This window comes from Paraburkholderia sp. MM5477-R1 (assembly GCF_050436385.1).
Lineage (GTDB): Bacteria > Pseudomonadota > Gammaproteobacteria > Burkholderiales > Burkholderiaceae > Paraburkholderia > Paraburkholderia tuberum.
On sequence record NZ_JBNDMC010000006.1, the window covers coordinates 2,008,974 to 2,033,232 of the forward strand.

The window sequence follows — 24,259 nt, forward strand, 5'->3', positions numbered from 1 at the left end:
GCGAAAGGGCCGCGAGAGCGGCGCCCGTCGGGCGGGGCGTTGACCCGACAGGATAGCCGATGCTGGCCGGCAGGCCTGTCGAAGGCAGCAGAAAGCTTGCCCGGAAAGCCCCGTGGGCGGGGCGGCGCAGGAGGTAGGAGGCCGCTTGCCGGGTGGCCATGCTGGCGGCGGCGCGAGGATGTTCTCGACGACCACGCTCCGTGCGGGCAGAGCGCGGAAAGTCGGGAATGCTCAAGCGCCATGACCGTGCGCTGCTAAGCGTTCACTACAAAAAACGCTTAAATCCGCGCTTATGCCACTGAAGAGGTCTGGCGCTCTGCTTCGTCATCGGCATGGGGGCCGCTGCTCGCGCCGCGTCCGGCCGGCTCCTGATGCAGCCGGTTCGCGTGCATCAGCCGGTACAGCGTCGCGCGCGAAATGCCGAGTTCGGCCGCCGCATCGGACAGCTTGTAGCCGTGCCGCAGCAGCGCGTTCTCGATCGCATCCTTTTCGGCCTTGCTGCGGATTTCCGCCAGCGTGACCGCCGGGCCATTGTCAGCTTCGGGTAGGCCGAGGTCGCTCGCGGTGATGAAGCGGCCCTCGCTCATCACGACCGCGCGGCGCACGCAGTTGATCAGCTCGCGCACGTTGCCGGGCCACGGATAGTTCGACATCGCGACGATCGCGTCGCTCGACAGGCCGCGCAGCTTGCGCGCGCCGTCCTGCTTGTACATGCTGAGCGCGTAATTGGCGAGTAGCTTGATGTCGCCGCCGCGCTCGCGCAATGGCGGCTCGACGAGGCGCAGCACGCACAGCCGGTGATAGAGGTCGGAACGGAAACGCCCGGCTTCGACGGCGCGCTCCAGATCGACGTGGGTGGCCGAGATCACGCGCACGTCGACGCTGATCGGACCGTTGCCGCCAAGCCGCTCAATCGTGCCTTCCTGCAGGAAGCGCAGCAGCACCGCCTGGCATTCGTGCGGCATGTCGCCGATTTCGTCGAGAAACAGCGTGCCTTCATGCGCGCTCTCGATCCGGCCGAGCTTGCGTTGCACCGCGCCGGTAAAAGCGCCGCGCTCGTGGCCGAACAGTTCGGCCTGCAACAGGCTCGGCGGAATCGCCGCGCAATTGATCGCGACGAACGTGCGGCCCGCGCGCGGCGAGCGGTCGTGAATAGCACGCGCGGTCAGCTCCTTGCCGGTGCCCGATTCGCCCGCGATGAACACCGGCGCATCGGTCACGCCGCATTTGTCGATGCGCCGGTAGAGCTGCTGCATCGGCTCGCATTGCCCGACCATGCCGTGGCGGCCGAGCGACGGCTCCGGCACGACGCGCGGCTGACGCAGGCTCGACAGCCCATGCGCGTGGCCGAGCGCGAACACGAGCCGCTCGTTGAGCCACGGCTGCGTGACGAAGTCGAAGCAGTAATCGAGGATGAAACGGCTGACCAGCTCGTTGTCGGCCTGGCCCGGCACGATCTGCGCGACCCAGTTGGTTTCGACGCGGCGCATGCACAGCGCGAGCGCGGACAGCTGCTGTGACGTGCAATCTTCGGGCAACTGAACGAGACCGACCTTGATGTTGCCGCGTTCGATCATGCGTTCCGCCACGGCCGTGCTTTTTGCGTGCACGGCTTGCCATCCCGACGCGGCCAGAAACTCGACGAGTATCTGGTCGGGCGCGTTCGCCACGTACAGAACCGTGCGTTCCATATCGGCCGGCGTGCAAGTCGTAGTCATGGTTCCCCCCGTTCGATCCTCAGGACTGCCGTGCGACGTTGTGAGATTCAGGCGGCCAGTTGCTGCACTCCGGCTGCGACGCATTCACGACAGCAGCAATCACGAACAAGGGACACGCTTCAAGCGCGGCGCGAACCGGAACGCGCTGCATGGCGGACCGATTCATGCAATGGCGGCGACCTTGTCGTTCATTGCTGAAACTGCCCGGCGATTTTTCCCCGAACCGTGAAAACCACTTGAACCGTGGCTTGCCTCGTTGACCTGATAGAAGCGCTCTGATTGGCGCATGGCCTAACGATAAGCGAAAGCGCCTGAAAGCGCCAGACAAAGAAACATGGATGAAGAATGCAGGTTGGATTTTCGGATTAACACGGATCACTTATGAATAAGCGGTCAAGGCCGGTTATGCGCGCAATCGCACATTGCGTAGCAATTGCCCGGGTATTAAGGCGTGACTAAAACGGACGGAGCGCGAGCAGTCGTGTTTCACAGTTGCGACAGATTGGACAGCGCGAGTCGAATGCGCTTTGCCGCGCCGGGTGGGGCGCTTTGCCAGTCGGAAGGAGCGGCGAAGCCGCGTGCGGCCGGCCCCGCGGCCTGTCAGCAGGCTGGCGAGACGGAGCGGGAGGCGCGCTTTGCGGCCAGCGTGCGGCGATTTTGGCGTGTCAGAAACGAATCAATGCGCGCCACGCCAAAAATCGGGCCGGTTCGCACTGCGTCAAAAGCAAACCGATTTCTCGCCAGAGTGAAGCTTTGGCGGGTGCCTTACAAATTCGAATGCGTGTTGGCATAACCATTGCAATAAGATCTGCACAGAAAAATGTTTTGCCGCCAGGTCGACGGTACGGGGAAAACCGGATTAAAAAAGACCGGCGGTAAAAAAGTCACTCGCAGACATGGTCGGGGAAGCCATCAGGTGTTTGCGGGAGCGCGGCGGGGCCTTCTAAATACGTTAGCAAACGGGTGAGTGGCGGACCGGTTTGGCGGCCATTCAAAACCGGACGAAAAAAGGGCAACGACTTCGCCGTTTTTCCTTTTCGACTTTTTGTCCTCACGACGCGAAAAGGGTGGCGATAACGACAGGCAACGCGCTGGCAACGTTCGCGAGCGACGCGCCGCAAAGGGAAGGGGCAGCGCCGGATCAGGATCGGCCGGCGCGATGAAGCGGGGAGAGACGCTAGTCTCCACAGAGAGACGAATGTACGAGGTGAACCAGGGGCCGTGTCCGTGGGTTGGCACGGGCACGGCGACCTGGCCCAACGGCCGGGGCGCTGAGACCAGACGGCGTGACCTGGCGCAAATCTGCTCGACATCGGGGGCTGACATGAAACCACAACTGATTCGCAGGCCGGCCGCTTCGGGAGGAACCAGAAGCACTTACCGGCGGTATGTCGCGGCATCGCGCGCGCGCTTTTTCGCGCAGGCGGCGGGCTCGTCGGTCGATCTGCTGACGCTCGTCGTCGCCGAGGCGCTCGAGCGCCGAGCGCAAGCCGAGATCCGCCGCGACCTGCTGCGCGACGCGCTGTACGCCATGCCGGTGCGCGCTGAACGCAGCGCGGCGCAGCGGCGCGACGACGATGAAACCGACGTCTGACGCTTGCCGCTCGTCGGCTCGCAGCGACCGCGCAGGAATTCGATAACACCGTTTGCCGGCTCATGGTTTTCACGGGGGAGCGTCGCGGTAAGGAACTCGCGCCGAAGCCTGCGTCGTCAATCGTGAACAGACGAGTGGAATAAAAGCCCGCGCATGACGCGCCAAGCGCCGCAGAGCTGCCATGATCGACATCTTCCTGATTGCCGCGAGCATCGAAAACGCGCAGCGAATCGTCGTGCGGCTCGAAGAGAGCGGCGTGCGTTACCGGCTGCGCACCGCGTTCGGCCCGGCCCGGCAACTGCCGATGCACGCGCGCGTGGTCCGCGGCGCCGACCTGCTGATCGTCGACGACGCCAATCTGAGCGTCCGCGGACTAGACGGCATCGAGGAAACGCTCGCCTGCGCGCCGACGCTCCATTGCATGCTGGTGACGCCGGCGCCGTCCACCGCGCTGATCGGCGCGGCGCTGCGTGTCGGCGTTCGCCAGGTGCTGTCGTGGCCGCTCGATCGTCAGGCCGTCGTCGATGCGTTTGCACAGATCGAAGCGCGGCGCCGCGAGCCCGAGCGGCGCCACGCGCGCGTGGTCACCCTGGCGTCGAGCAAGGGCGGTAGCGGCACCACGCTGATCGCGGTCAACCTCGCGTGCGCGCTCGCCGCGCGGCGTGAGCGGCGCGTGCTGCTGATCGACCTGAGCCAGCAATTCGCCGACGCGAGCCTGCTGATGGCGAATCGCCCCCCGCCCATGACGCTCGTCGATCTGTGCTCGCGCAACGAGCAACTCGACCCGGCGCTGTTCGACGCGTGCGCGATGCACGTGTGCCCGAACCTGGATCTGCTCGCCGGCGCCGGCGATCCGTTGAAGGCCGCCGAACTGCTGCCCGCTCAGCTGGACCGGATTCTGACGCTGGTGCGCGAGCGCTACGACGCGGTGCTGATCGACGTCGGCCCGAGCCTGAATCCGTCGACGATCCGCGCGCTCGCGCATAGCGACGCGATCTGCATGGTGGTGCGGCAGAACCCGCTGTACCTGCATGGCGCGCGCCGCATGCTCGATATCTTTCGCGAACTGGGGCATCCGTCCAGCAAGGTGCGGGTCGTCGTCAACCAGTACGACAAGGACGCGCAGATCAATCTGCCGATGCTCGAACGCACGCTCGGCGCGAGGGTCGCGCATCAACTGCCGCGCGACGATCAGCACGTCAACGATGCGCTCAGCCGCGGCGTGCCGCTCGTCGCGTGCGCGCGCGACAGCGGGCTCGCGCAAGGTATCGTGCTGCTCGCGAACATGCTGTGGCCCGGGGGTGCGGAGCGCCGCAGGAGCATGCTCGGCAGGTTGCTCGCGACGTGGCCGAATCTGCCGCCGCAATTGAAGCCGGGGGGCTAGGACGACATCTACTCGCTGCTCTAGCTCGGTCTTCTACTGGTGAACCTCGAGATCCGGAGGATGATTGTTTGCGGCTGCAGTTGGCGCTGCGGGCCAGACTCATCCTGCGCGAAGAGAAGCTACAGTCCGACGACGAGCGCTATCGCGCATACCGTAGTAAGGTGAGATACAGAGTCATCCCCGGCATAGTCTGTAGGCGTAGAGCCGCGGCATCAGAGTTTCGAAAGCGTCGGGCAGGCTCGCGCCGTCCGGTTACTCCAGCGAGAAAATCACGTGAGCGCAGCACCGTCCATGCAAAACGCGCAGGGTTTCAGCGACCTCGCGTCGATCCTGTCCAATCCGATTCTGAATACGGATTCGTACAAGGCATCGCACTATCTGCAATATCCGCCCGACGCGACGGCGATGTTCTCGTACATCGAATCGCGCGGCGGACGTTACGGCCGCACGCTGTTCTTCGGCTTGCAGATGCTGCTGAAGGAGTACCTGTGCCGGCCGGTTACCGGCGCGATGATCGACCAGGCGCGGACCTTCTTCAGCGCGCACGGCGAGCCGTTCAACGAGGCGGGCTGGCGCTACGTCGTGCAGCGATACGGCGGCCATCTGCCGGTGCGGATTCGCGCGGCGCCCGAAGGCTCGGTCGTGCCCACGCACAACGTGCTCCTCACCGTCGAATGCGACGATCCGCAGGTGTTCTGGCTCACGTCGTATCTGGAGACGATGCTGATGCGCGTGTGGTATCCGATCACGGTTGCGACGCAAAGCTGGCATCTGCGCCAGACGATCCGCGCCTATCTGCTGAAAAGCAGCGACGATCTCTCGCAGCTACCGTTCAAGCTGCATGATTTCGGCGCGCGCGGCGTGTCGAGCGCGGAGTCGGCGGCGATCGGCGGCGCGGCACATCTCGTCAGCTTCATGGGCTCGGATACGGTGCTCGGCGTGGTTGCGGCGAATCACTACTACCGCGACCGCATGGCCGCGTTCTCGGTGCCGGCGGCCGAGCACAGCACGATCACGTCGTGGGGCCGCGAGCGCGAAGTCGACGCGTATCGCAACATGATCGCCCGCTTCGGCAAGCCGGGCGCGATCGTTTCGGTGGTGTCCGACTCTTACGACCTGTTCGCCGCGCTGAACGCATGGGGCGGCGAGCTGAAGCAGGCCGTGCTCGATTCCGGCGGCATGCTCGTGATTCGCCCGGACTCCGGCGATCCGTGCACGATCGTCCTGCACACGCTGCGCTCGCTGGAGGCTTCGTTCGGGTCGCAGACCAACAGCAAGGGGCGGCGCGTGCTCGACCATGTGCGCGTGATTCAGGGTGACGGCGTGAACCCGGATTCGATCGTCGCGATCCTGGCCGCGATGGACGAGGCCGGCTTCGCCACCGACAACATCGTGTTCGGCATGGGCGGTGCGCTGTTGCAGCAGATCAACCGCGATACGCAGCGCTTCGCGATGAAGTGCTCGGCGATCCGGCTAGGCGACACGTGGCACGATGTGTCGAAGGATCCAGTCACGGATCACGCCAAGCGCTCGATGAAAGGCCGGCTCACCTTGCTGCGCCATCGCCGCACCGGCGAGTACCGGACGGTCACGTTGCCGATCGCGTGGGACGGGAGCACGGTGGAGGGCGAGTGGGACGAAGCGCTCGAGACGGTGTTCGATGCGGGCCGCTTGCTGGTCGATACGTCGCTGGCCGAGATTCGAGGCCGCGCCTATGCGGACGAAGGTTGATCCAGCTTTCTGACGCATCGGCATGGTCACGAGCGGGCGGGTCATCAGCGCCCAGTGCTGCATGAAGGGCAGACCTACCGCAATATCCGACAGGACGGCGACCCCGATCAACGTAGCGACGCTGCCGTCAGCGTGAATCTTTATCATCGCGCGCGAAGCGCAGGAACGCCTTGACGGCGGGCGCTCGCTCGTGCCGACGAAACGCGAGCGCGATTTCGGACGCAATCGCCTGACCGGCTATGTCACGGTAGACGACGCCCGGCAGCGCGATGCAATCGGCGAGCGTATGCGGCACGGCCGACACATAACCGCCGAGCGACACGCAGGCGAGCACGGCCGCGAGCGTACCCGGACGCGGTCCGAGCCGAGGTGAGAAGCGCCCGCGCCGCGCGACTTCGAAGGTGCCTTCGCTGCGGGTTTTGCGGCGGCCCTGGGGGTAGCGGCGCTCGTCGCGGCGCGGTGGCGGCGGTGGCGTGGAAGCTCGCCGGGCGGGCCGAGGTGGTGCGCTTCAAGGGAGCGATATCGGAAGGGTAAAAGCCGTCGTCGGCTCGCGCCGGCCCCCTTTCACGCCGTTTTCCGATATCGTGTGCGCCATCCCCGCCGCCTACCGCGCGCGGGCTGTTTTTCCGGAGTGCGGCGCGACGCTGCGCGTGCATGACGCGCTCCCGCAATACACCATACGACATCAATGAGCCATCCCAACACCGAGCTGATCGAACGTTTCTACACCGCCTTCCAGCAACGCGACGCCGAGACCATGGTCGCCTGTTATGCCGACGACGTCGTCTTCAGCGACCCCGCTTTCGGCGAGCTGGTCGGCGACGAAGCGCGCGACATGTGGCGCATGCTCGTCAAGCATGCGCAAGACTTCACGCTGACCTTCAGCGACATCGAGGCGGACGACCATACCGGCCGCGCGCAGTGGGTGGCGCGCTACCGTTTCGTCCAGACGGGGCGCGACGTCGTGAACCGGATCGAGGCGCGTTTCGTGTTCCGCGATGGGCTCATCGTCGAGCATCGCGACCGCTTCGATCTGTGGCTGTGGATGCGCCAGGCGATGGGCGTGCGCGGCACGCTGTTCGGCTGGTCGCCGTTCGTGCAGCGGATGCTCAGGCAGCAGGCGCGCGGAGGGCTGCTGCACTATCGCGGGCAGTTGACGCGCGACTAGGCGCGCGCGGGCGGCGCGGTGTATTTCCGCTACATGAACGGCCAGCGCCAGCTCGATCCGTCGACTCAGCACGGCGGCGCGCCGGTGCTTGCCGGCGATAAGTGGATCATGACGAAGTGGATGCGCGAGCGCGCGTACGGGTGAGGCTGGGTCACATCAGTGGGAGGCGTGCCGAGGCGGGGCCTATTCGGCCGCTTTGTAAACATCCGGTCGATGCACCTCCATATACCGCTCGGGGTTCTCGATCGACGTGAACCCATGCGGCGCATAGACGTGATGCGCGTCGGTCGTGACCAACATGATTCTGCGCAGCGTGACGAGCGAAGGGCTCGCAAAGATATGTTTCATCAACGCCGACGCATAGCCCTGGCCGCGATACGCGGGCAGCACGAACACGTCGCATAGGTAGGCGAAGGTCGCCTCGTCGGTGACGAGGCGCGCGAACGCCATCTGCTTGCCATCGACAAACCCGCCGAAGCACAGCGACCCGGCGACGGCGCGCTCGAAGGTCGCGCGTGGCATGCCTCGCGCCCACGGCGTTTCCTGCGACAGGAATGTGTAGACGAGGTCGAGGTCGAGATCGTCGATGCGGCTGAAAATCGTCAGTTCGCCTGCTTGCACGGCACGTCTCCTTTTGATCGCGCTGCGCTTGCGCGTCCCATAGGGTCTGTTCACGCTAATAACGGGCCCTTCTGGCGGCCAGCCCCTTGAAGGTTTTTTAAAACAGGGGAACGTGCCTTTGCGCCCGTATTGCGGCGTCGGTCGTCGCTTGTTTGGCTCGGCCAAACGGCGCTCCTCTCTCCTTGCACTACGCGCGCAAAGGCACGTTCGCAAGCCCGTTATTAGCGTGAACAGACCCTAGCTCTTCGCCGGAGTTTCACCGCCGCGCGAACCCCCACCGATACTCTGCCCGGCATTGCGGGCGAGCCGCATATATCCAAGCACGGACAGCAGCGTCAGCACGCCCGCGAACAGGAACGCGAGGCGGAAATCGTCGAGCGTGAACACGTGGCCGGTCGTCTCGCCGTTGAACAGCGCCGCGACGCGCAGCGACACCGCGCCGAATGCGATGCCGAGACCGATCGTCATCTGCGCGGCCGCGCTCCACAGCGTACTCGCCGCGCTCATCTGCGGCTGCGGGATGTCGGCGTAGGCGAGCGTCGCGAGCGTCGAGAACTGCATCGAGCGCGCGACGCCGTACACGAACACGACGATCAGCACGAACACGAGCGGCACGTCCGGCGTCAGCAGTCCGCACGCGATGATGAAAATGCCGGCCACCGCCACGTCGACGATCGACACCATCCGGAAGCCATAGCGCTGCAGGATGCGCGTGGTCAGCGCCTTCATGCCGAGATTGCCGAGCGCGCTCGCGAGCAGCAGCAGCCCCGAGCGGAACGCCGACAGCCCGAAACCGACCTGGAACAGCAGCGGCATCAGATAGGGCACCGCGCCGATGCCAATGCGCGTGAACGAACCGGTGATGACCGTCACGGAAAACGTCGGCACCTTCAGCGTCGATACGTCGACGAGCGGATACGGATGACGCTTCGCATGCTGGAACGCGAGCGCGCCGACCAGCAGGCCGCCCGCCACGATCGAGACCGCGAGCCACGGATTGGTGGCCGGCTGGCTCGCGAGTTCCGCGCCGTACAGAATCGCGGTCAGCGCGACGCCGCTCAGCAGCAGGCCGACGACGTCGAGCGGCTTGCGTTCAGTGCCGCGCAGGTTCGGCACGATGGCGAGCGCGATGGCAATCGCCGCGAGGCCGAACGGCACGTTCAGCAGGAAGATCCAGCGCCACGACGCGTAGGTCGTGATGAAGCCGCCGATCGGCGGGCCGACCACCGGCGCCGCGATGGCCGGCCATGTGATCGTCGAGATTGCCTGCATCATGCGAGCTTTCTCGGTGCTGCGGACCACGATGAGACGGCCGACCGGCACCATCATCGCGCCGCCGATGCCTTGCAGCAGCCGCGCGGCCGTGAACTCGGGCACGTTCTGCGACAGTCCGCACAGCACCGACGCGACCGTGAACACGCCGATCGCGTTGACGAACACGGTGCGCGCGCCGCAGCGGTCGGCGACCCAGCCGCTCGCCGGGATGAAGATCGCGAGCGCGAGCATGTAGGCGGTCATGCCGAGACTCAGGCTGTTCGGGCCGACGCCGAACGAACGCGCCATCTGCGGCAGCGCGGTGGCGATCACCGTGGTGTCGAGGTACTCCATGAAGAAGGTAGCCGCGACGATGTACGGCAGCCAGCCGACGTGCGCGGTGCGGGTGCCGCTGCAGGTCATCGGGCGAGCTCCCGTGCTGCACGCGTGCGCGCTGAAAGACAATTGACGAGCCCGCGCGGGGCGCGTGAAGAATTTGACTTCATGGTGCTTGCGACTACCTTTCGTTTGCGTTTTCGTGCTTCTGCCGGCAGCCGGGAGAACGGCCTCGCGGACGAGGCCGGCGCCGCGAACATCAGCTTGCCTGATTGCCAGCCCTGAATCCTAACGCAATAAAGGGTTCCACATCGCGCAGGCATGCAGCGCGTCGCACCGCCGCGCCGCCGCCCGAGCGTCAGTCCTTCCCCGCGTACTCCTTGTCCAGCCGGTCATACAGCGGCTTGTTGACGAGCCGCTGGCGCTCGCTGAACGGCGCGACGATCGTCGCGTCCTCGTCGAGGCGGCCGTTGCTTTGCAGCGTGCCGAGCGCGCGCTGCATGCCGAGCACCGCGCCCTGCAGCGCCGCATTCGCGTACAGCACGATGCCGTAGCCGAGCTTCGCGAGCGCGTCGCGCGACTGCACCGGCGTCTTGCCGCCGATCACGATGTTGATCAGTTGCGGCACACTGAACAGCCCCGGCAGACGCTCGATGTCGGCGAGCGATTCGGTCGCCTCGATGAACAGGATGTCGGCGCCCGCCTCGATGAAGCGATGACCGCGCTCGATCGCGTCCTCGATGCCGTGGACTGCGGCCGCGTCGGTGCGCGCCATGATCTGCAGGTTCGCGTCTTCGCGCGCGTCGACAGCCGCGCGGATCTTGCCGACCATCTCGCTCGCCGCGACGACTTCCTTGCCCGAGAAGTGGCCGCATTTTTTCGGCATCACCTGATCTTCGAACTGGATCACGTCGGCGCCGCTGCGCTCGAGCACGCGCACGGTCTGGCGCACGTTCAGCGCGTTGCCGAAGCCGGTGTCGGCATCGACGATCAGCGGCAGCGCGACCGCGTCGCGGATGCGCGCGGTGTGCTCTGCGACTTCGGCAAGGCCGATGAAGCCCAGGTCGGGTAGACCGAGCGACATGTTGGTGACGCCCGCGCCGGTGATGTAGACCGCCTCGAAGCCGGCGTCCTCGATCACGCGCGCGCTCATCGCGTTGAACGCGCCGGGCACGAGCAGGCCCTGACGCTGATTGACTTTGGCGCGGAACGCGGCGCGGCGGGTGGCGGAAGTGGTGGTCATGATGGAGGTCTCCAGAAGGGAAATCGGTAAGGGAACGCGGCCGACATTCTGCAGGAAGCGTGCCATTGAACGGCAGTTCGCCGGTCGTGCCGCTGGAACAAGGGTTTGCGCGATATGACCTCCTGCCTGGACGTTCATGGCACAATCGGTGAAACGTTTCATGAAACGTTTCGAGGAACGTTTCAATCAAGGAGAGCCGCGTGTCCACGTTCACCCCATTTGTCGCCAATCCTGGCCCCGCCGTCGATGCCGGGCGGCCCGGTGTCGCACTCGTCAGTATCAGCCGACTGCAGTCGCTTTGCGAGGCGGTGGCGCCGCGCTACGCGGGCCGGGCGAAGTTCTTCACGGTGCGGGAGGGCTACGGCGCGGCCGTCGCCGCGTTGCAGGCTTACGTGGACGCAGGTTCGGTCGACGTCGTACTGTCCGCCGGCTCGAACGGCGCGTACCTGCGCGAGAACCTCAGCGTGCCGGTGGTAATGGTCAAGGTGAATGGCTTCGACGTGTTGAGCGCGATCACGCGCGCGACCGCCACATGGCCGCAGGCGCGCATCGGGCTCGTGCTGCACGAAGCAATCGCACAGGAGCTGGCCGACCTGAGCCCGCTCTTGAACGTCGATCTGCGGCAGCGCGCGTATCGGTCGATCGACGAAGTGCGGCTCGCAGTCGATGAACTCGCCGCGCAGGGCTGCCGCGTGGTGGTCGGCGCTGGCATGGCCTGCGATCTGGCGCAGCAGGCCGGTATGGAAAGCGTGTTCCTGTATTCGCTTGCCGCGGTCGAGGAAGCGTTCGAGCGCTCGGTCGAACTGGCGCGGGTGAGCCGCCAGAAGGAATCGAAGCGGGTGCGCCTGAACACGATCGTCGCGCATCTGCGCGACGGCGTCGCCGCGTTCGACGAAGCCGCCCAGCTCGAAGCCGTCAACCCGGCAATGCTCGAACTGCTCGGTCTAGGCGCCGCGCAGGCGGTCCCAAACGACGACGAGGACACTCCCGCACGAGTCGCGCGCGCGCTCGCGCCGCTGCTGCGCGAGACGCGCGCCGCCGACCAGCCGGTCGACGAACGCATCGAACAGATCGGCGGCCGCGCACTGATCGTCGGCTGTGTGCCGATCGTCGAGCAGGGCGCACGCGCCGGTTTCGTCGTGACGGCGCAGGACGCGCTCGTTGCGCAGCGGATCGACCGTTCCCTGCGCACCAGCCAGCGGCCGAGGCATCTGGTCGCGCGGCACCGGCTCGACGATCTGATCGGCGCTTCGACGGCGCTCGAGCGCGTGCGCCGGCTCGCGCGCGCCGGCGCCGCGCACGACGCGACCGTGCTCCTGAGCGGCGAAAGCGGCACCGGCAAGGAACTGGTCGCACAGGGCATCCACAACGCGAGCCGGCGGCGCGGCAATCCGTTCGTCGCGTTCAACTGCGCCGCGGTGCCCGAGGGGCTGATCGAAAGCGAACTGTTCGGACACGAGGAAGGGGCGTTCACGGGTGCGCGGCGCGGCGGCAAGCCGGGGTTGTTTGAAATCGCGCACACCGGCACTATTTTTCTCGATGAGATCGGCGAAATGCCGGCCGCGCTGCAAAGCCGGCTATTGCGCGTGCTGCAGGAGCGCGAGGTGATGAAGCTCGGCGCCGGCCGCGCGACGCCGGTCGACGTGAGGGTGATCGCCGCGACGCACCGCGATCTGCACGCGCTCGTCGAGGAGGGCGCGTTTCGCGCGGACCTGTATTTCAGATTAAATCTGCTTCAGATAAAATTGCCGCCGCTGCGCGAACGCCGTGCCGACATCGCGCCGCTGGCGCGGCATCTGCTGGAGCGCAGCGCGCTGCAGTACGGCTTGTCGGCGGCGGGGCTCGAGCGGGTGCTCCTGTTTCTCGCCCCGCTTTTTGCGGATTACGCGTGGCCCGGTAACGTCCGTGAACTGGAAAATCTCCTGGCCCGCGCGGCGATTTATATCGGTGAGCCAATCAACGAGATGTCCGGGAACTTGACTGCCGACGCCTTGCCAGACCGGCAGGCCGTGTTTCCCGAGTTCTTCCGGATCAGGGCGGTCGAGGTCGAGCAGATCACACAGGCGCCTCCGGGCCCTGCGCCCGGCAGTACGGCGCCCCGCGCTACCCCCAGCCGCGAGGCTGCGCTGCGCGCCCTCGAACAATCGGGCGGCAATCGCGCCGCCGCGAGCCGAGCGCTCGGCATCGGCAGAACCACGCTGTGGCGGCTTCTGAAGGGCTGAAACGCCCGGCAAATCGTCCGATAGTTTCAACCGACGACATAAATAGTGTGTGACTATCGAACTCATTAACACAATCCACTTTACCTATTAAGCGCAGCTCTGACATACTGGCTCCACTTTCCAACCCCCTCAAAGAGAGGATTTAGCAAATGCCGATCATCAACAGTCAAGTCAAACCGTTCAAAGCACAGGCTTTTCACAACGGCGATTTCCAGACCGTCACTGAAGAAAGCCTGAAGGGGAAGTGGTCGGTTTTCGTGTTCTACCCGGCCGACTTCACGTTCGTGTGCCCGACCGAACTCGGTGACCTGGCCGATCGTTATGAAGATTTCAAGAAGCTGGGCGTGGAAATCTACAGCGTGTCGACCGATACGCACTTCACGCACAAGGCTTGGCACGACACGTCGGATACGATCCGCAAGATCAAGTACCCGATGCTGGCTGACCCGACGCTCGCTATCTCGCGCAACTTCGACGTGCTGATCGAAGAAGAAGGCCTCGCGCTGCGTGGCACGTTCGTGATCAACCCGGAAGGCGAGATCAAGCTGTGCGAAATCCACGACAACGGCATCGGCCGTGACGCTGGCGAACTGCTGCGCAAGGTTCAGGCCGCTCAGTACATCGCCAAGCACCCGGGCGAAGTGTGCCCCGCCAAGTGGACGCCGGGCGCGCAAACGCTGACCCCGTCGCTCGACCTGATTGGCAAGATCTAAGGTCCGCGCAGCTCACGCTGCACCCCGCAGTCTGCATCTGCCGGGATCTTCCCGGCGCTTCACCGCGCGAATCGCCTGATACGGCGCTTCGCGCGTCCCCGGGCCCAACACGTCCTATCCGGATGCGTGCGGCGCCGGGACACCCACACCCCTCGTCACGGAATCGCAACGCCATGCTTGACGTCAATCTCAAGACTCAACTGAAGTCGTACCTCGAAAAAGTTAGCAGGCCTATCGAGCTCGTCGCGTCGATCGATGACAGCGCGAAGTCCCAGGAGCTGCTGGCCCTGCTGAACGACATCGCGACCTTGTCGGAGCGCGTCACGGTGATCGAGCGTCGCGGCGACGACGAACGCAAGCCGTCGTTCTCGATTGGCGAAGCGGGCAAGGAAACCGGCATCCGTTTCGCCGGCATTCCGATGGGGCATGAATTCACGTCGCTCGTCCTCGCACTGCTGCAGGTCGGCGGCCACCCGGTCAAACTCGACGATGCGGTGATTGAACAGATCCGCAGCCTCGACGGCGACTATCAATTCGAAACGTATTTCTCGCTGTCGTGCCAGAACTGCCCGGAAGTCGTGCAGGCGCTGAACGTGATGGCGTTGATCAATCCGCGCATCCGTCACGTCGCGATCGACGGCGCGCTGTTCCAGAACGAAGTCGACGCGCGCCAGATCATGGCGGTACCGACGATGTTCCTGAACGGCGAAACCTTCGGCCAGGGCCGCAGCGGCGTGAAGGAAATCCTCGCGAAGCTCGACACCAACGCCGGTGCGCGCGCCGCGAAGCAACTGGAGAACAAGCCGGTGTTCGACACGCTGATCGTCGGCGGCGGCCCGGCGGGCGCGGCGGCGGCGATCTACTCGGCGCGCAAGGGCATTGCGACCGGTGTCGTGGCCGAGCGTTTCGGTGGCCAGGTGCTCGACACGCTGGCGATCGAGAACTTCGTCTCCGTGACCGAAACCGAAGGACCGAAGTTCGCGACCGCGCTCGAACAGCACGTGAAGACCTATGACGTCGACATCATGGACGTGCAGCGCGCCGAAGCGCTGATTCCGGGGCGCATCATCGAAGTACGTCTGGCCAACGGCGCGGTGCTGAAGGCGAAGACGATCATCCTCGCGACCGGTGCGCGCTGGCGCGAAATCAACGTGCCGGGCGAGCGCGCGTATCGCAATCATGGCGTCGCGTACTGCCCGCACTGCGATGGCCCCTTGTTCAAGGGCAAGCGCGTCGCGGTGATCGGCGGCGGCAACTCGGGCGTCGAGGCCGCGATCGACCTCGCGGGTCTCGTGCGCGAAGTGACGCTGCTCGAATTCGGTGCGACGCTGCGTGCCGACGAGGTGCTGCAACGCAAGCTGCGCAGCCTGCCGAACGTGACGGTGCTCACGCAGGCGCAGACCACGGAAATCACCGGCGACGGCAAGAAGGTCAACGGTCTGGTCTACAAGGACCTCGCTTCGGGCGAAGTGAAGAACGTCGAACTCGAAGGCGTGTTCGTGCAGATCGGTCTCGTGCCGAACACCGAATGGCTGAAGGGCACGGTCGAGCTGTCGAAGCATGGCGAGATCGTCGTCGATGCGCGCGGCGCGACGTCGGTGCCGGGCGTGTTCGCCGCCGGCGACGTGACCACGGTGCCGTTCAAGCAGATCGTGATCGCGGTGGGCGAGGGTGCGAAGGCATCGCTGTCCGCATTCGATCACCTGATCCGCAACAGCGAAGAAGTCGCGGCGGTCAGCGAAGCGGAAGCGGAAGCCGAAGCAGCGGTTTGATTCGGTAGCTCAGAGAAGGCAAACGGCGGCCCGCGGGCCGCCGTTTCAGTTTGCGCATGCAACAAAGGCCCGCATTCGTGCGGGCCTTTGTCGTTACAGCACGGGAATCGGTATCACCGCCGGTCGAACGAATACTTGCCGGGGCCGGTCACGCACAACAGCAGCAACCCGCCGATGATGCCGATGTTCTTGTAGAAATGAATCATATTGTCGTACTGCATCGCGCCCGTCATGTTCCAGTAGTGATGGCCGATGATCGCGGTGCCGAGCGTATACACCGCAAGCAGCAGCGCCAGCGGTCGCGTGAAAAATCCCACTAACAGCGCGACGCCCACCACAAGCTCCATCACCACCGCGATAACAGCCGAGAACGCCGGCACGGGCGCGCCGGTTGACGTCATATAAGCGACGGTGCCGGCAAAGCCGGTCAGCTTCGACCAGCCGAACATCACGAACAGCACCATCAGCAGGATTCGAGCGACGAGAACGACGACGTCTTTCTGGTTTTCAAACAGTGTGTAGCGCATGATTTTTCCCGATAGGGTAGAGGGATGAAGCTCGCTGGAAATCGTCGTCCAGCGAGCCGCGTTCAGGTTTGAGTCAATAGCGGCGCAAGCGGAGCGCTTATGCCCACAACGCCGAGGTTTCGATATTACGCAGGTCGAAAACGAGCACTTCCGCATCGCGGCCCTGCGTGAACGTCAGCGCTTCTTCACCCCGCACCCGCGCGCCGTCACCCTCGCCAAGCTCGACGCTATTCACCGTGACGCTGCCGCGCGCCACCTGAACATATGCATAGCGGTCCTTCGCGAGTTCGAGCCGCGCGGTTTCCTCGCCGTCGAACAGACCGGCATACACCCGCGCATCCTGTTGCAACTGCAGCGAACCGTTCGCACCGTCCGGCGACAGGACGAGCCGCAGCACACCGCGCTTGTCGGCCGCGCCGAAGTGCTGTTGCTGATAGCGCGGCTTCGTGCCTTGCTGGGCCGGCGCGATCCAGATCTGCAGGAAGTGCACCGGCTCGCTCTTCGAATGGTTGTATTCGCTGTGCGCCACACCGGTGCCCGCGCTCATCAACTGGATGTCGCCCGGCACGATCACCGAGCCCGTGCCCATCGTGTCCTTGTGTTCGAGCGCGCCTTCGAGTACGTACGAAAGGATCTCCATGTCGCGATGGGGATGCTTGCCGAAGCCCTGCGCCGGCGCCACACGGTCGTCGTTGATCACGAGCAGGTCGGAGAAGCCGTTCTGCTTCGGATCGTGATAGTTCGCGAACGAAAACGTATGACGCGAGCTGAGCCAGCCGTGTTCCGCGCGGCCACGTTGGTTGGCGTGTCTGATTTCGAGCATGCTCTTTCTCCTTGAGTTTTGTCGTGCGATCCGGGCCAGATATTTGGCTGCGATCCATGAACGACAGTGTAGGTCAATCAGGATGGCTATAATCATGATAAAACTGGAAACACTGTCGCATTGGAGTGGACAATACGATGCAACTCGATGACATGCGCATCTTCGTCGCGACCGTCGACGCCCACAATTTCACCGCCGCGGCGAACCGGCTGTCGCTGTCGAAACAGTTCGTGAGCCGCCGTGTGATGGCGCTCGAGGAAGCACTCGGTGTGCAACTGCTGATCCGCAACACGCGCAAGCTGGCGGTGACCGATCTGGGTCAGGAGTTCTACGAGCGCGCGAAGCGCATTCTCGGCGAGGTCGAGGACGCCGAGCAGGCCATGTCGCTGCGCCGCGCCGGGCCGCGCGGGCTGCTACGCGTGAGCGCGCCGATGTCGTTCGGCATGATGCATCTGTCGCCGCTCGTCGCGGCGTTTCTGCGCGAGCATCGCGACGTGCGCTTCGACATGGAACTGAGCGACCGCGCCGTCGATGTGGTCGGCGAAGGCTTCGATATGGCGATCCGTATCGGCACGCTGGCGGATTCGTCGCTGATCGCGCAAAAGCTGATCGATGTGAAGATGGTGGCGTGCTGCAGCCCCGGTTATCTGCGCCGGCGTGGCAGCCCGGCCGTGCCTGGCGATCTCGCGAACCACGAATGTCTGCTGTACGGCCACGGCGGCGCGGTGAGCTGGGACTTCAGCGTCGAGGGCGTGGTGAAGAGCGTCGAGGTGCGCGGGCCGTTACGCGCCAATAACGGCGATCTGATTCGCGATGCGGCCGTCGCGGGACTTGGAATCGTTCGGCTGCCGGATTTCATCGTCGCCGATGCGCTCGCAAGCGGACAACTCGTGCCCGTGCTCGAAGCGTTCCTGCCGGCGGCGACGGGCGTCTATGCCGTGTATCCGCAGCATCGGCAAAGCTCGGTCACGATCCGGGCATTCGTCGAGTTTCTGCGCAGGCATCTGAGGAAGAAGCTCGCGACCGAACCGCGGACGCCCGTCGGCTAATCGCCTAAACCCTATCAACCGTTGCGGAAGATAAAGCTGTACGCGCTCAACGCCGGCACGCCGCCCAGGTGCGCATACAGCACGCGCGAGCCGGCCGGAAATTCGCCGTTGCGCACCTTGTCGATCATGCCGTGCATCGACTTTCCCTCGTACACCGGGTCGGTCAGCATGCCTTCGAGCCGGGCGCACAGACGGATCGCCTCGAGCGTGCCGTCGTTCGGCAGACCGTATTCCGGGCCGCCGTAGCGCTCGTCGAGGACGATGTCCTTCGCGGTGATGTCGCGGCCCAGTTCGACGCTCTCGGCGGTCCGCTTCGCGATGCGTGTGATCTGCTCGCGTGTCTGCGCCGGTTTCGCCGATGCGTCGATGCCGATAACCCGATCGGCGCGGCCGTCGGTGGCGAAACCGACGACCATGCCAGCCTGCGTGCTGCCCGTCACCGAGCACACGACGACGTAGTCGAACTTGAAGCCCAGTTCGGCTTCCTGCTGACGCACCTCTTCGGCAAAGCCGACGAAGCCGAGGCCGCCGAGCGGATGGTCCGAGCAGCCGGCCGGAATCGCGTACGGCTTGCCGCCGGCCGCGCGCACGCTGTCGAGCGCGTCTTCCCAGCTCTTGCGAAAGCCGATGTCGAAGCCGTCCGGCACGAGCCGCACGTCGGCACCCATCATGCGCGACATCTGGATGTTGCCAACGCGGTCGTACACCGCATCCGAGTAGTTGACCCAGTTCTCCTGCACGAGCACGCACTTCAGGCCCAGATGCGCGGCAACCGCCGCGACCTGGCGCGTCTGGTTCGACTGGATGCCGCCGATCGACACGAGCGTGTCGCAGCCCTGCGCGAGCGCGTCGGGGATCAGATATTCGAGCTTGCGGGTCTTGTTGCCGCCGAACGCGAGGCCGCTATTGCAGTCCTCGCGCTTGGCATACAGCTCGACCTTGCCGCCGAGATGCTCGCTCAGACGCTTGAGCGGTTGAATTGGCGTCGGTCCGAAGGTGAGCGGGTAGCGGGGGAATCGTTGCAGGTTCATCGCGGCTCCGTGGTGGGGTGATTTCCATGAGTTCATGTTAGGAAAAACCGCCAGAAATGAGCTTGCGAAAAAAATCGCTTAGACGTATTTTTCGAAATCAAAGAATGTCCACCTCCTAATAAAACTTCGTACATATGGTCATGAGCGCAACGAAAGTTCGTGCTGGAGCGCCACCTTCGGGCATCGGCGCGATTCACCACCCGCTCGATCGCATCGATCGCGCGATCCTGCGGCAGTTGCAAACCGACGCGTCGATTTCGAACGTGGCGCTCGCCGCGAAAGTGAAGCTGAGCGCGCCGGCGTGTTTGCGGCGCGTCGAACGCTTGAAGGAATCGGGGCTGATTCGCGGCGTGGTCGCGCTGCTCGATCCAAAGGCGGCCGGCGCGGGCATGCTCGTGATCATCGGCGTGGTACTGGATCGCTCGACGCCCGAGTCGTTCGCCGAGTTCGAGAAGGCCGCGCAGAAAGTGGCCGGCTGCATGGAGTGCCACGTGGTGACCGGCGAGTTCGACTATTTCATGGTGATCCGCACGCGCGACAGCGACAGCTTCAATCGACTCCACGCCGAGCAGTTGCTGTATCTGCCGGGCGTACGGCAGATCCGCTCATTCATGGTGCTGAAGGAAATCCTGTCGACCACGAAATTTCCGCTGTGAGTCGCGCGGCCGCGCCGCCGGCCGCGAAAGCGCGCATGCTGTCATAAACGCCGCGCCCGCGCGACCAAGCTTCGGCGCACCCGCATGTGGCCGTGGCAGCACCGTGCCAACGCGGGCGGGCGCCGGCACTTTTCCGGAGCGACCATCATGACTCGCAACAGACCGCAATTCCTTACATCGTTCGGCGGCACCTCGAAACGCACGCGCGCGGCCGTGTTGTCGTTGCTGCTAGGCGCGGCCGCGCTCGCGTTGCCGCTCGCGCAGCGCGTCGCGTTCGCGGCGGAGAGCGCCGTCGTGATCGCGCCGCCCGCGCTCGACGAACCGATCCCGGCCAGCACCGCGCACGAGGAAACCGCGGTGTTCGCGGGTGGCTGCTTCTGGGGCGTCCAGGGGGTGTTCCAGCATGTGCGTGGTGTCACGCGGGCGGTGTCCGGCTACTCGGGCGGCTCACGCGACACCGCGCAGTACGAGACCGTCAGCGGCGGCGAGACGGGGCACGCCGAATCGGTGCAGGTCACGTTCGATCCTGGCAAGGTCACCTACGGCCAGTTGCTGCAGGTGTATTTCTCGGTGGTTCAGGACCCGACCGAGCTGAATCGTCAGGGGCCCGACAGCGGCACGCAATACCGCTCCGCGATCTTTCCGCTGAACGACGCGCAACGGCACGTCGCGCAAAGCTACATTGCGCAGCTCGACAAGTCGCACGTGTTCCCCGCGCCGATCGTCACGAAGACGGAGCCCTACAAGGGCTTCTATCCGGCCGAGTCGTATCACCAGAACTATCTGACCTTGCATCCCGATTCGGCCTACATCGTGTTCAATGACATGCCGAAAATCGCCAACCTGAAACGCCTGTTCCCCAACCTGTATCGCGACAAGCCGGTGCTCGTCGAAGCAGGGCAATAATCCCTCTGAACGGCGGCGCCAGCGGCGCCGCCGCAGCGCCGGACCGTCTTCGGGTTACGCCTTGGGTCGCGCTCGTCACCAATCTTCCACAGAGTTGGCGCATATCTTGCGCAGCAATGTTCCGTTGGCCATTGTCCACGTCACCGCGGCGCGCAAGGACTATGCGCAGTGGCCACACGAGCGCGGGGGTCATGCGGGCTCGCCGCGCCTCGTGCACATCGCGCTGCCCGCTTCATCGATTGGAAAAATTACACGCCGTAAGTAACAGCGCGGCGGTCGTCCGCGTTTTTGGGTCCGCGCTGGACCCCGGGCGCAAACCTAACCTCATCGCGACGAGCGAAATTGGAGGCTTCCGGTGGTCAACAGCCGTAGAAAGAAGCGGGGCGCCATGCCTCGCCATAAACAAACCGGCATCGCGGCGGGCTCGCTCGTCGCCGCGACCTTGGGCGCGATGGCCTGCGTGCCGGGTGTGGTCTTCGCGCAGACGCCGTCGCCGCTCGGCGAATGGCAATATTCGGTGGGCATTCCGCTGCAGAAGATGTGGCAGCCGAACATTCCCGACTGGCAACTGCGCTTCGGCGTGGCCACGTCGTTCCAGCCGCGCTTCGAAGGATCGGACCGCTATCACCTGGTGACCGGCCCGAGCATCGACGTGCGCTACAAGGATCTGTTCTTTCTGTCGAGCGGCGAAGGCTTCGGCGTGAATTTCGCACAGGGCGAGAACTGGCGCATGAGTCTCGCCGCGGTCTACGACCTCGGGCGACGCGGCCAGGACGATCCGCAGGAACTCAACGGGCTCGGCAACATCAACCCGGCGCCCGGTCTGAAGCTTTCGGGCGAGTACGTCGTGTCGAAGGATTTTCCGCTCGTCCTGCGCGCCGATATCCGCCGCTATTTCGGCGGATCGAACGGCTGGATCGGCGATCTCGGCGCCTATATGCCGATGCCCGGCAGCACGAAGCAGTTCATTTGGTTCGCCGGCCCGAACGTGGTGCTCGCGGACTCCAATTACATGAACAGCTGGTTCGGAGTCAATCAGGAGCAGGCCGCGCACTCGCAGTATCCGCAGTATCACGCGAGCGCGGGCTTCAAGTCGGTGGGTTTCGGCGTCAGCGCGATCTGGCTGTTCAGCAAGCACTGGTTCGCGACCGCCGACGGCGCGTTCGAGCAGCTCGTCGGCAGCGCGGGCAACAGTCCGATCACGCGCAGCCGCGCGACCGGCGTCGCCGACGTGTCGATCAACTACCGGTTCTGACGCACCGCCGCCGCGCAGCCAATGCGCCGTGACTTGGTGGGAATAGCCCTTGCTGACTCTGTGATCGCGCGCCGCGACGCCTCCGTCGCCGCGCGCCTGAACACAAGGAGTCGATCCCCATGGCAGGTAAAGCGAATACCCAGAAGGCCGCGGCCCAGGCAAACGGGGCAGCGCAGTCGAACGACGCGAAATCGAACGATCTCGAACGCAATCGCGTGAAGCCGCAAGGCGAGGCCCTGAGGACCAATCAGGGCGTCAAGATTGCCGACAACCAGAACACATTGCGGGCGGGACCGCGCGGTCCATCGCTGCTGGAAGATTTCATCATGCGTGAAAAGATCACGCACTTCGACCACGAGCGTATTCCCGAACGGATCGTGCACGCGCGTGGCTCGGCCGCGCATGGTGTCTTCAAGGTCTACGAATCGATGCGCGAGTACACCAAGGCCGCGTTTTTGCAGGACCCGGTCGCCGAAACGCCGGTCTATGTGCGTTTCTCGACCGTGCAAGGTCCGCGCGGCTCTGCCGACACCGTGCGCGACGTGCGCGGCTTCGCGACGAAGTTCTACACGCAGGAAGGCAATTTCGATCTGGTCGGCAACAACATGCCGGTGTTCTTCATCCAGGACGCGATCAAGTTTCCTGACTTCGTGCACGCGGTGAAACCGGAAGCACCGAACGAAATGCCGACCGGCGGGTCCGCGCACGACACGTTCTGGGACTTCGTCTCGCTCGTGCCCGAATCGGCGCACATGGTGCTGTGGACGATGTCGGACCGCGCGATTCCGCGCAGCTTTCGGACGATGGAAGGCTTCGGCGTTCACACGTTCCGCTTCGTCAATGCGCAGGGCAAAGCTCGTTTCGTCAAGTTCCACTGGCGTCCCGTGCTCGGCTCGTATTCGCTGCTGTGGGACGAAGCGCAGAAGCTCGCGGGCAAGGACCCGGACTTTCACCGCCGCGACCTATGGGAAGCGATCGAGCGCGGCGATTATCCGGAGTACGAACTGGGGGTGCAGATCGTCGAGGAAGCCGACGAGCACAAGTTCGACTTCGACCTGCTCGATCCGACCAAGCTGATTCCGGAAGAGCTGGTGCCGGTGAAAATCATCGGCAAGATGACGCTCAATCGCAATCCGGACAACTTCTTCGCCGAGACCGAACAGGCCGCGTTCCATCCGGGGCATATCGTGCCGGGCATCGATTTCACCAACGATCCGTTGCTGCAGGGGCGTTTGTTCTCGTACACGGACACTCAGATCAGCCGCCTCGGTGGCCCGAACTTTCACGAGATTCCGATCAACCGGCCGGTCTGTCCATCCGTCAACAATCAGCGCGATGCGATGCATCGGCAGGCGATCCATGTCGGCCAGGCGTCGTACGAGCCGAACTCGCTGAACGACGGCTGGCCGAAGGAAACCGATCCGGCCGCTGAAGATGGCGGCTTCGACAGCTATCAGGAACGCGTCGAGGGCACGAAGATTCGCGTGCGCAGCGACTCGTTCGCCGATCATTTCTCGCAGGCCGCGTTGTTCTACAACAGCATGTCGCAGCCGGAAAAAGACCATATCGCGGCGGCCTATCAGTTCGAGCTCGGCAAGGTGACGAAGGCCGAGATTCGCGCGCGTCAGGTCAACGAGATTCTCGCGAACTTCGACGCCGATCTCGCCGCGAAGGTCGCCGAAGGACTCGGCTTGCCGGAGCCGAAAAAGGGCACGGCGAAACTCGTCGGGCCGAAGACGTCGCCGGCGTTGAGTCTGCTCAATCGCGTGAAGCCCGGCATCAAGACCCGCAAGATCGCGCTGCTCGCCGCACCCGGCTCCGATGGCGCGGCGATCAAACAGTTGCAGCAGGCGCTCACGGGTGAAGGCGCAACGCCGATGCTGATCGCGCCGACGCTCGCCGAGATCGCTGGCCTCGCGCCCGACGCGACGATCGCCGGGCTGCCATCGGTGATGTTCGACGCGGTGATCGTCGTCGGCGGCGAGGAGGGGGCGAAGGCACTGTCGCAATCGGGCGATGCGCGGCACTTCGTGCTCGAAGCGTTCAAGCATCTGAAGGCGATCGCGGCGCTCGGCGCGGGGCGCGACCTGCTCGCGGCCGCGCAGTTGCCCGCGCAGCCGGAGGGCGTCGCGACCGGCGAGGACTCGCAGTCCGCCGATGTGTTGAAGGCGTTCATCAAGGCCGCCGGACAGCATCGCGTGTGGTCGCGCGCGGCGCAGGCGGAATCGGTGCCGGCCTGAGCGGGCCGAGCCGGTT

At 64.7% G+C, this 24,259-nt stretch carries 19 protein-coding genes and 2 pseudogenes; 13 read left to right on the top strand and 8 right to left on the bottom strand.

From position 1 onward, the window contains the following. Window positions 1-290 precede the first annotated feature (290 nt). The gene (locus OKW35_RS27710) at window positions 291-1,718 is read right to left on the bottom strand and encodes a sigma-54-dependent transcriptional regulator (protein WP_184059977.1); all 1,428 of its coding nucleotides are present in this window, start codon (window positions 1,716-1,718) and stop codon (window positions 291-293) included. Window positions 1,719-3,042: 1,324 nt separating this feature from the next. On the opposite strand from OKW35_RS27710, the gene OKW35_RS27715 reads away from it, so the two are divergent. The 3 genes from OKW35_RS27715 to OKW35_RS27725 all read left to right on the top strand — a co-directional run bounded on the left by OKW35_RS27715 (window position 3,043) and on the right by OKW35_RS27725 (window position 6,427). Next, window positions 3,043-3,312: a hypothetical protein gene (locus tag OKW35_RS27715; RefSeq protein WP_184059979.1), complete on the top strand. Its 270-nt coding sequence runs from the start codon at window positions 3,043-3,045 to the stop codon at window positions 3,310-3,312. A gap of 181 nt (window positions 3,313-3,493) precedes the next feature. Continuing rightward, entirely contained in the window at window positions 3,494-4,696 is a 1,203-nt protein-coding gene (locus OKW35_RS27720; RefSeq protein WP_429553688.1) for an AAA family ATPase, read from the top strand. Window positions 4,697-4,987: 291 nt separating this feature from the next. Beyond that, a complete protein-coding gene (locus OKW35_RS27725; RefSeq protein ID WP_184059984.1) occupies window positions 4,988-6,427 on the top strand; it encodes a nicotinate phosphoribosyltransferase in 1,440 nt (479 codons plus the stop codon). A 127-nt stretch (window positions 6,428-6,554) separates the two neighbouring features. Here OKW35_RS27725 and OKW35_RS27730 read toward each other — a convergent pair. Next, a pseudogene (locus OKW35_RS27730) lies at window positions 6,555-6,833 on the bottom strand (LysR substrate-binding domain-containing protein); the annotation flags it as partial. A gap of 282 nt (window positions 6,834-7,115) precedes the next feature. Between OKW35_RS27730 and OKW35_RS27735 the strand changes: the two are divergent. Together OKW35_RS27735 and OKW35_RS27740 are read left to right on the top strand one after the other, a co-directional pair. Continuing rightward, on the top strand, window positions 7,116-7,595 hold the full coding sequence (locus OKW35_RS27735; RefSeq protein WP_429553689.1) for a nuclear transport factor 2 family protein: 480 nt from the start codon (window positions 7,116-7,118) through the stop codon (window positions 7,593-7,595). Further along, window positions 7,596-7,739: pseudogene (locus OKW35_RS27740) on the top strand (2-oxoglutarate-dependent dioxygenase); the annotation flags it as partial. Between the two features lie 39 nt (window positions 7,740-7,778). Here the strand turns inward: OKW35_RS27740 and OKW35_RS27745 are convergent. From OKW35_RS27745 to OKW35_RS27755, 3 genes are all read right to left on the bottom strand, one after another. Next, complete coding sequence (locus OKW35_RS27745) at window positions 7,779-8,216, bottom strand: GNAT family N-acetyltransferase (RefSeq protein ID WP_429553690.1); 438 nt, start codon at window positions 8,214-8,216, stop codon at window positions 7,779-7,781. A gap of 237 nt (window positions 8,217-8,453) precedes the next feature. Continuing rightward, window positions 8,454-9,893 (bottom strand): MFS transporter, encoded by a 1,440-nt coding sequence (locus tag OKW35_RS27750; RefSeq protein ID WP_429553691.1) that lies wholly within the window; start codon window positions 9,891-9,893, stop codon window positions 8,454-8,456. Between the two features lie 271 nt (window positions 9,894-10,164). Further along, complete coding sequence (locus OKW35_RS27755; RefSeq protein WP_429553692.1) at window positions 10,165-11,049, bottom strand: isocitrate lyase/PEP mutase family protein; 885 nt, start codon at window positions 11,047-11,049, stop codon at window positions 10,165-10,167. Between the two features lie 200 nt (window positions 11,050-11,249). On the opposite strand from OKW35_RS27755, the gene prpR reads away from it, so the two are divergent. The 3 genes from prpR to ahpF all read left to right on the top strand — a co-directional run bounded on the left by prpR (window position 11,250) and on the right by ahpF (window position 15,756). Then, window positions 11,250-13,271, top strand: a complete 2,022-nt coding sequence (gene prpR / locus OKW35_RS27760) for a propionate catabolism operon regulatory protein PrpR (RefSeq protein ID WP_429553693.1) — start codon at window positions 11,250-11,252, stop codon at window positions 13,269-13,271. Window positions 13,272-13,420: 149 nt separating this feature from the next. After that, a complete protein-coding gene (ahpC, locus tag OKW35_RS27765; protein WP_090809789.1) occupies window positions 13,421-13,984 on the top strand; it encodes an alkyl hydroperoxide reductase subunit C in 564 nt (187 codons plus the stop codon). 173 nt (window positions 13,985-14,157) lie between these two features. Further along, window positions 14,158-15,756, top strand: coding sequence for an alkyl hydroperoxide reductase subunit F (ahpF, locus tag OKW35_RS27770; protein WP_184059997.1), 1,599 nt, complete (start codon window positions 14,158-14,160; stop codon window positions 15,754-15,756). 113 nt (window positions 15,757-15,869) lie between these two features. Here ahpF and OKW35_RS27775 read toward each other — a convergent pair whose 3' ends face one another. Together OKW35_RS27775 and OKW35_RS27780 are read right to left on the bottom strand one after the other, a co-directional pair. Continuing rightward, window positions 15,870-16,283 carry a DoxX family protein gene (locus OKW35_RS27775; RefSeq protein WP_018425254.1) on the bottom strand — a complete coding sequence of 138 codons (414 nt, stop codon included), beginning with the start codon at window positions 16,281-16,283 and terminating at the stop codon, window positions 15,870-15,872. A 97-nt stretch (window positions 16,284-16,380) separates the two neighbouring features. Continuing rightward, window positions 16,381-17,106, bottom strand: coding sequence for a pirin family protein (locus tag OKW35_RS27780; RefSeq protein ID WP_429553694.1), 726 nt, complete (start codon window positions 17,104-17,106; stop codon window positions 16,381-16,383). A gap of 137 nt (window positions 17,107-17,243) precedes the next feature. Here OKW35_RS27780 and OKW35_RS27785 point away from each other — a divergent pair, with 137 nt between their 5' ends. Next, window positions 17,244-18,155: a LysR family transcriptional regulator gene (locus OKW35_RS27785; RefSeq protein ID WP_429403056.1), complete on the top strand. Its 912-nt coding sequence runs from the start codon at window positions 17,244-17,246 to the stop codon at window positions 18,153-18,155. A 14-nt stretch (window positions 18,156-18,169) separates the two neighbouring features. Here OKW35_RS27785 and OKW35_RS27790 read toward each other — a convergent pair whose 3' ends face one another. Continuing rightward, on the bottom strand, window positions 18,170-19,186 hold the full coding sequence (locus tag OKW35_RS27790) for a 1-aminocyclopropane-1-carboxylate deaminase (protein ID WP_429553695.1): 1,017 nt from the start codon (window positions 19,184-19,186) through the stop codon (window positions 18,170-18,172). Between the two features lie 140 nt (window positions 19,187-19,326). Here OKW35_RS27790 and OKW35_RS27795 point away from each other — a divergent pair, with 140 nt between their 5' ends. From OKW35_RS27795 to katE, 4 genes are all read left to right on the top strand, one after another. Then, on the top strand, window positions 19,327-19,842 hold the full coding sequence (locus OKW35_RS27795; protein ID WP_026226668.1) for an Lrp/AsnC family transcriptional regulator: 516 nt from the start codon (window positions 19,327-19,329) through the stop codon (window positions 19,840-19,842). Between the two features lie 147 nt (window positions 19,843-19,989). Beyond that, complete coding sequence (gene msrA, locus OKW35_RS27800; protein ID WP_184060005.1) at window positions 19,990-20,748, top strand: peptide-methionine (S)-S-oxide reductase MsrA; 759 nt, start codon at window positions 19,990-19,992, stop codon at window positions 20,746-20,748. 355 nt (window positions 20,749-21,103) lie between these two features. Beyond that, window positions 21,104-22,003, top strand: a complete 900-nt coding sequence (locus OKW35_RS27805; protein ID WP_184060007.1) for a MipA/OmpV family protein — start codon at window positions 21,104-21,106, stop codon at window positions 22,001-22,003. Window positions 22,004-22,122: 119 nt separating this feature from the next. Then, window positions 22,123-24,243, top strand: coding sequence for a catalase HPII (gene katE, locus OKW35_RS27810; protein ID WP_429553696.1), 2,121 nt, complete (start codon window positions 22,123-22,125; stop codon window positions 24,241-24,243). The last annotated feature ends 16 nt before the right edge of the window (window positions 24,244-24,259 follow it).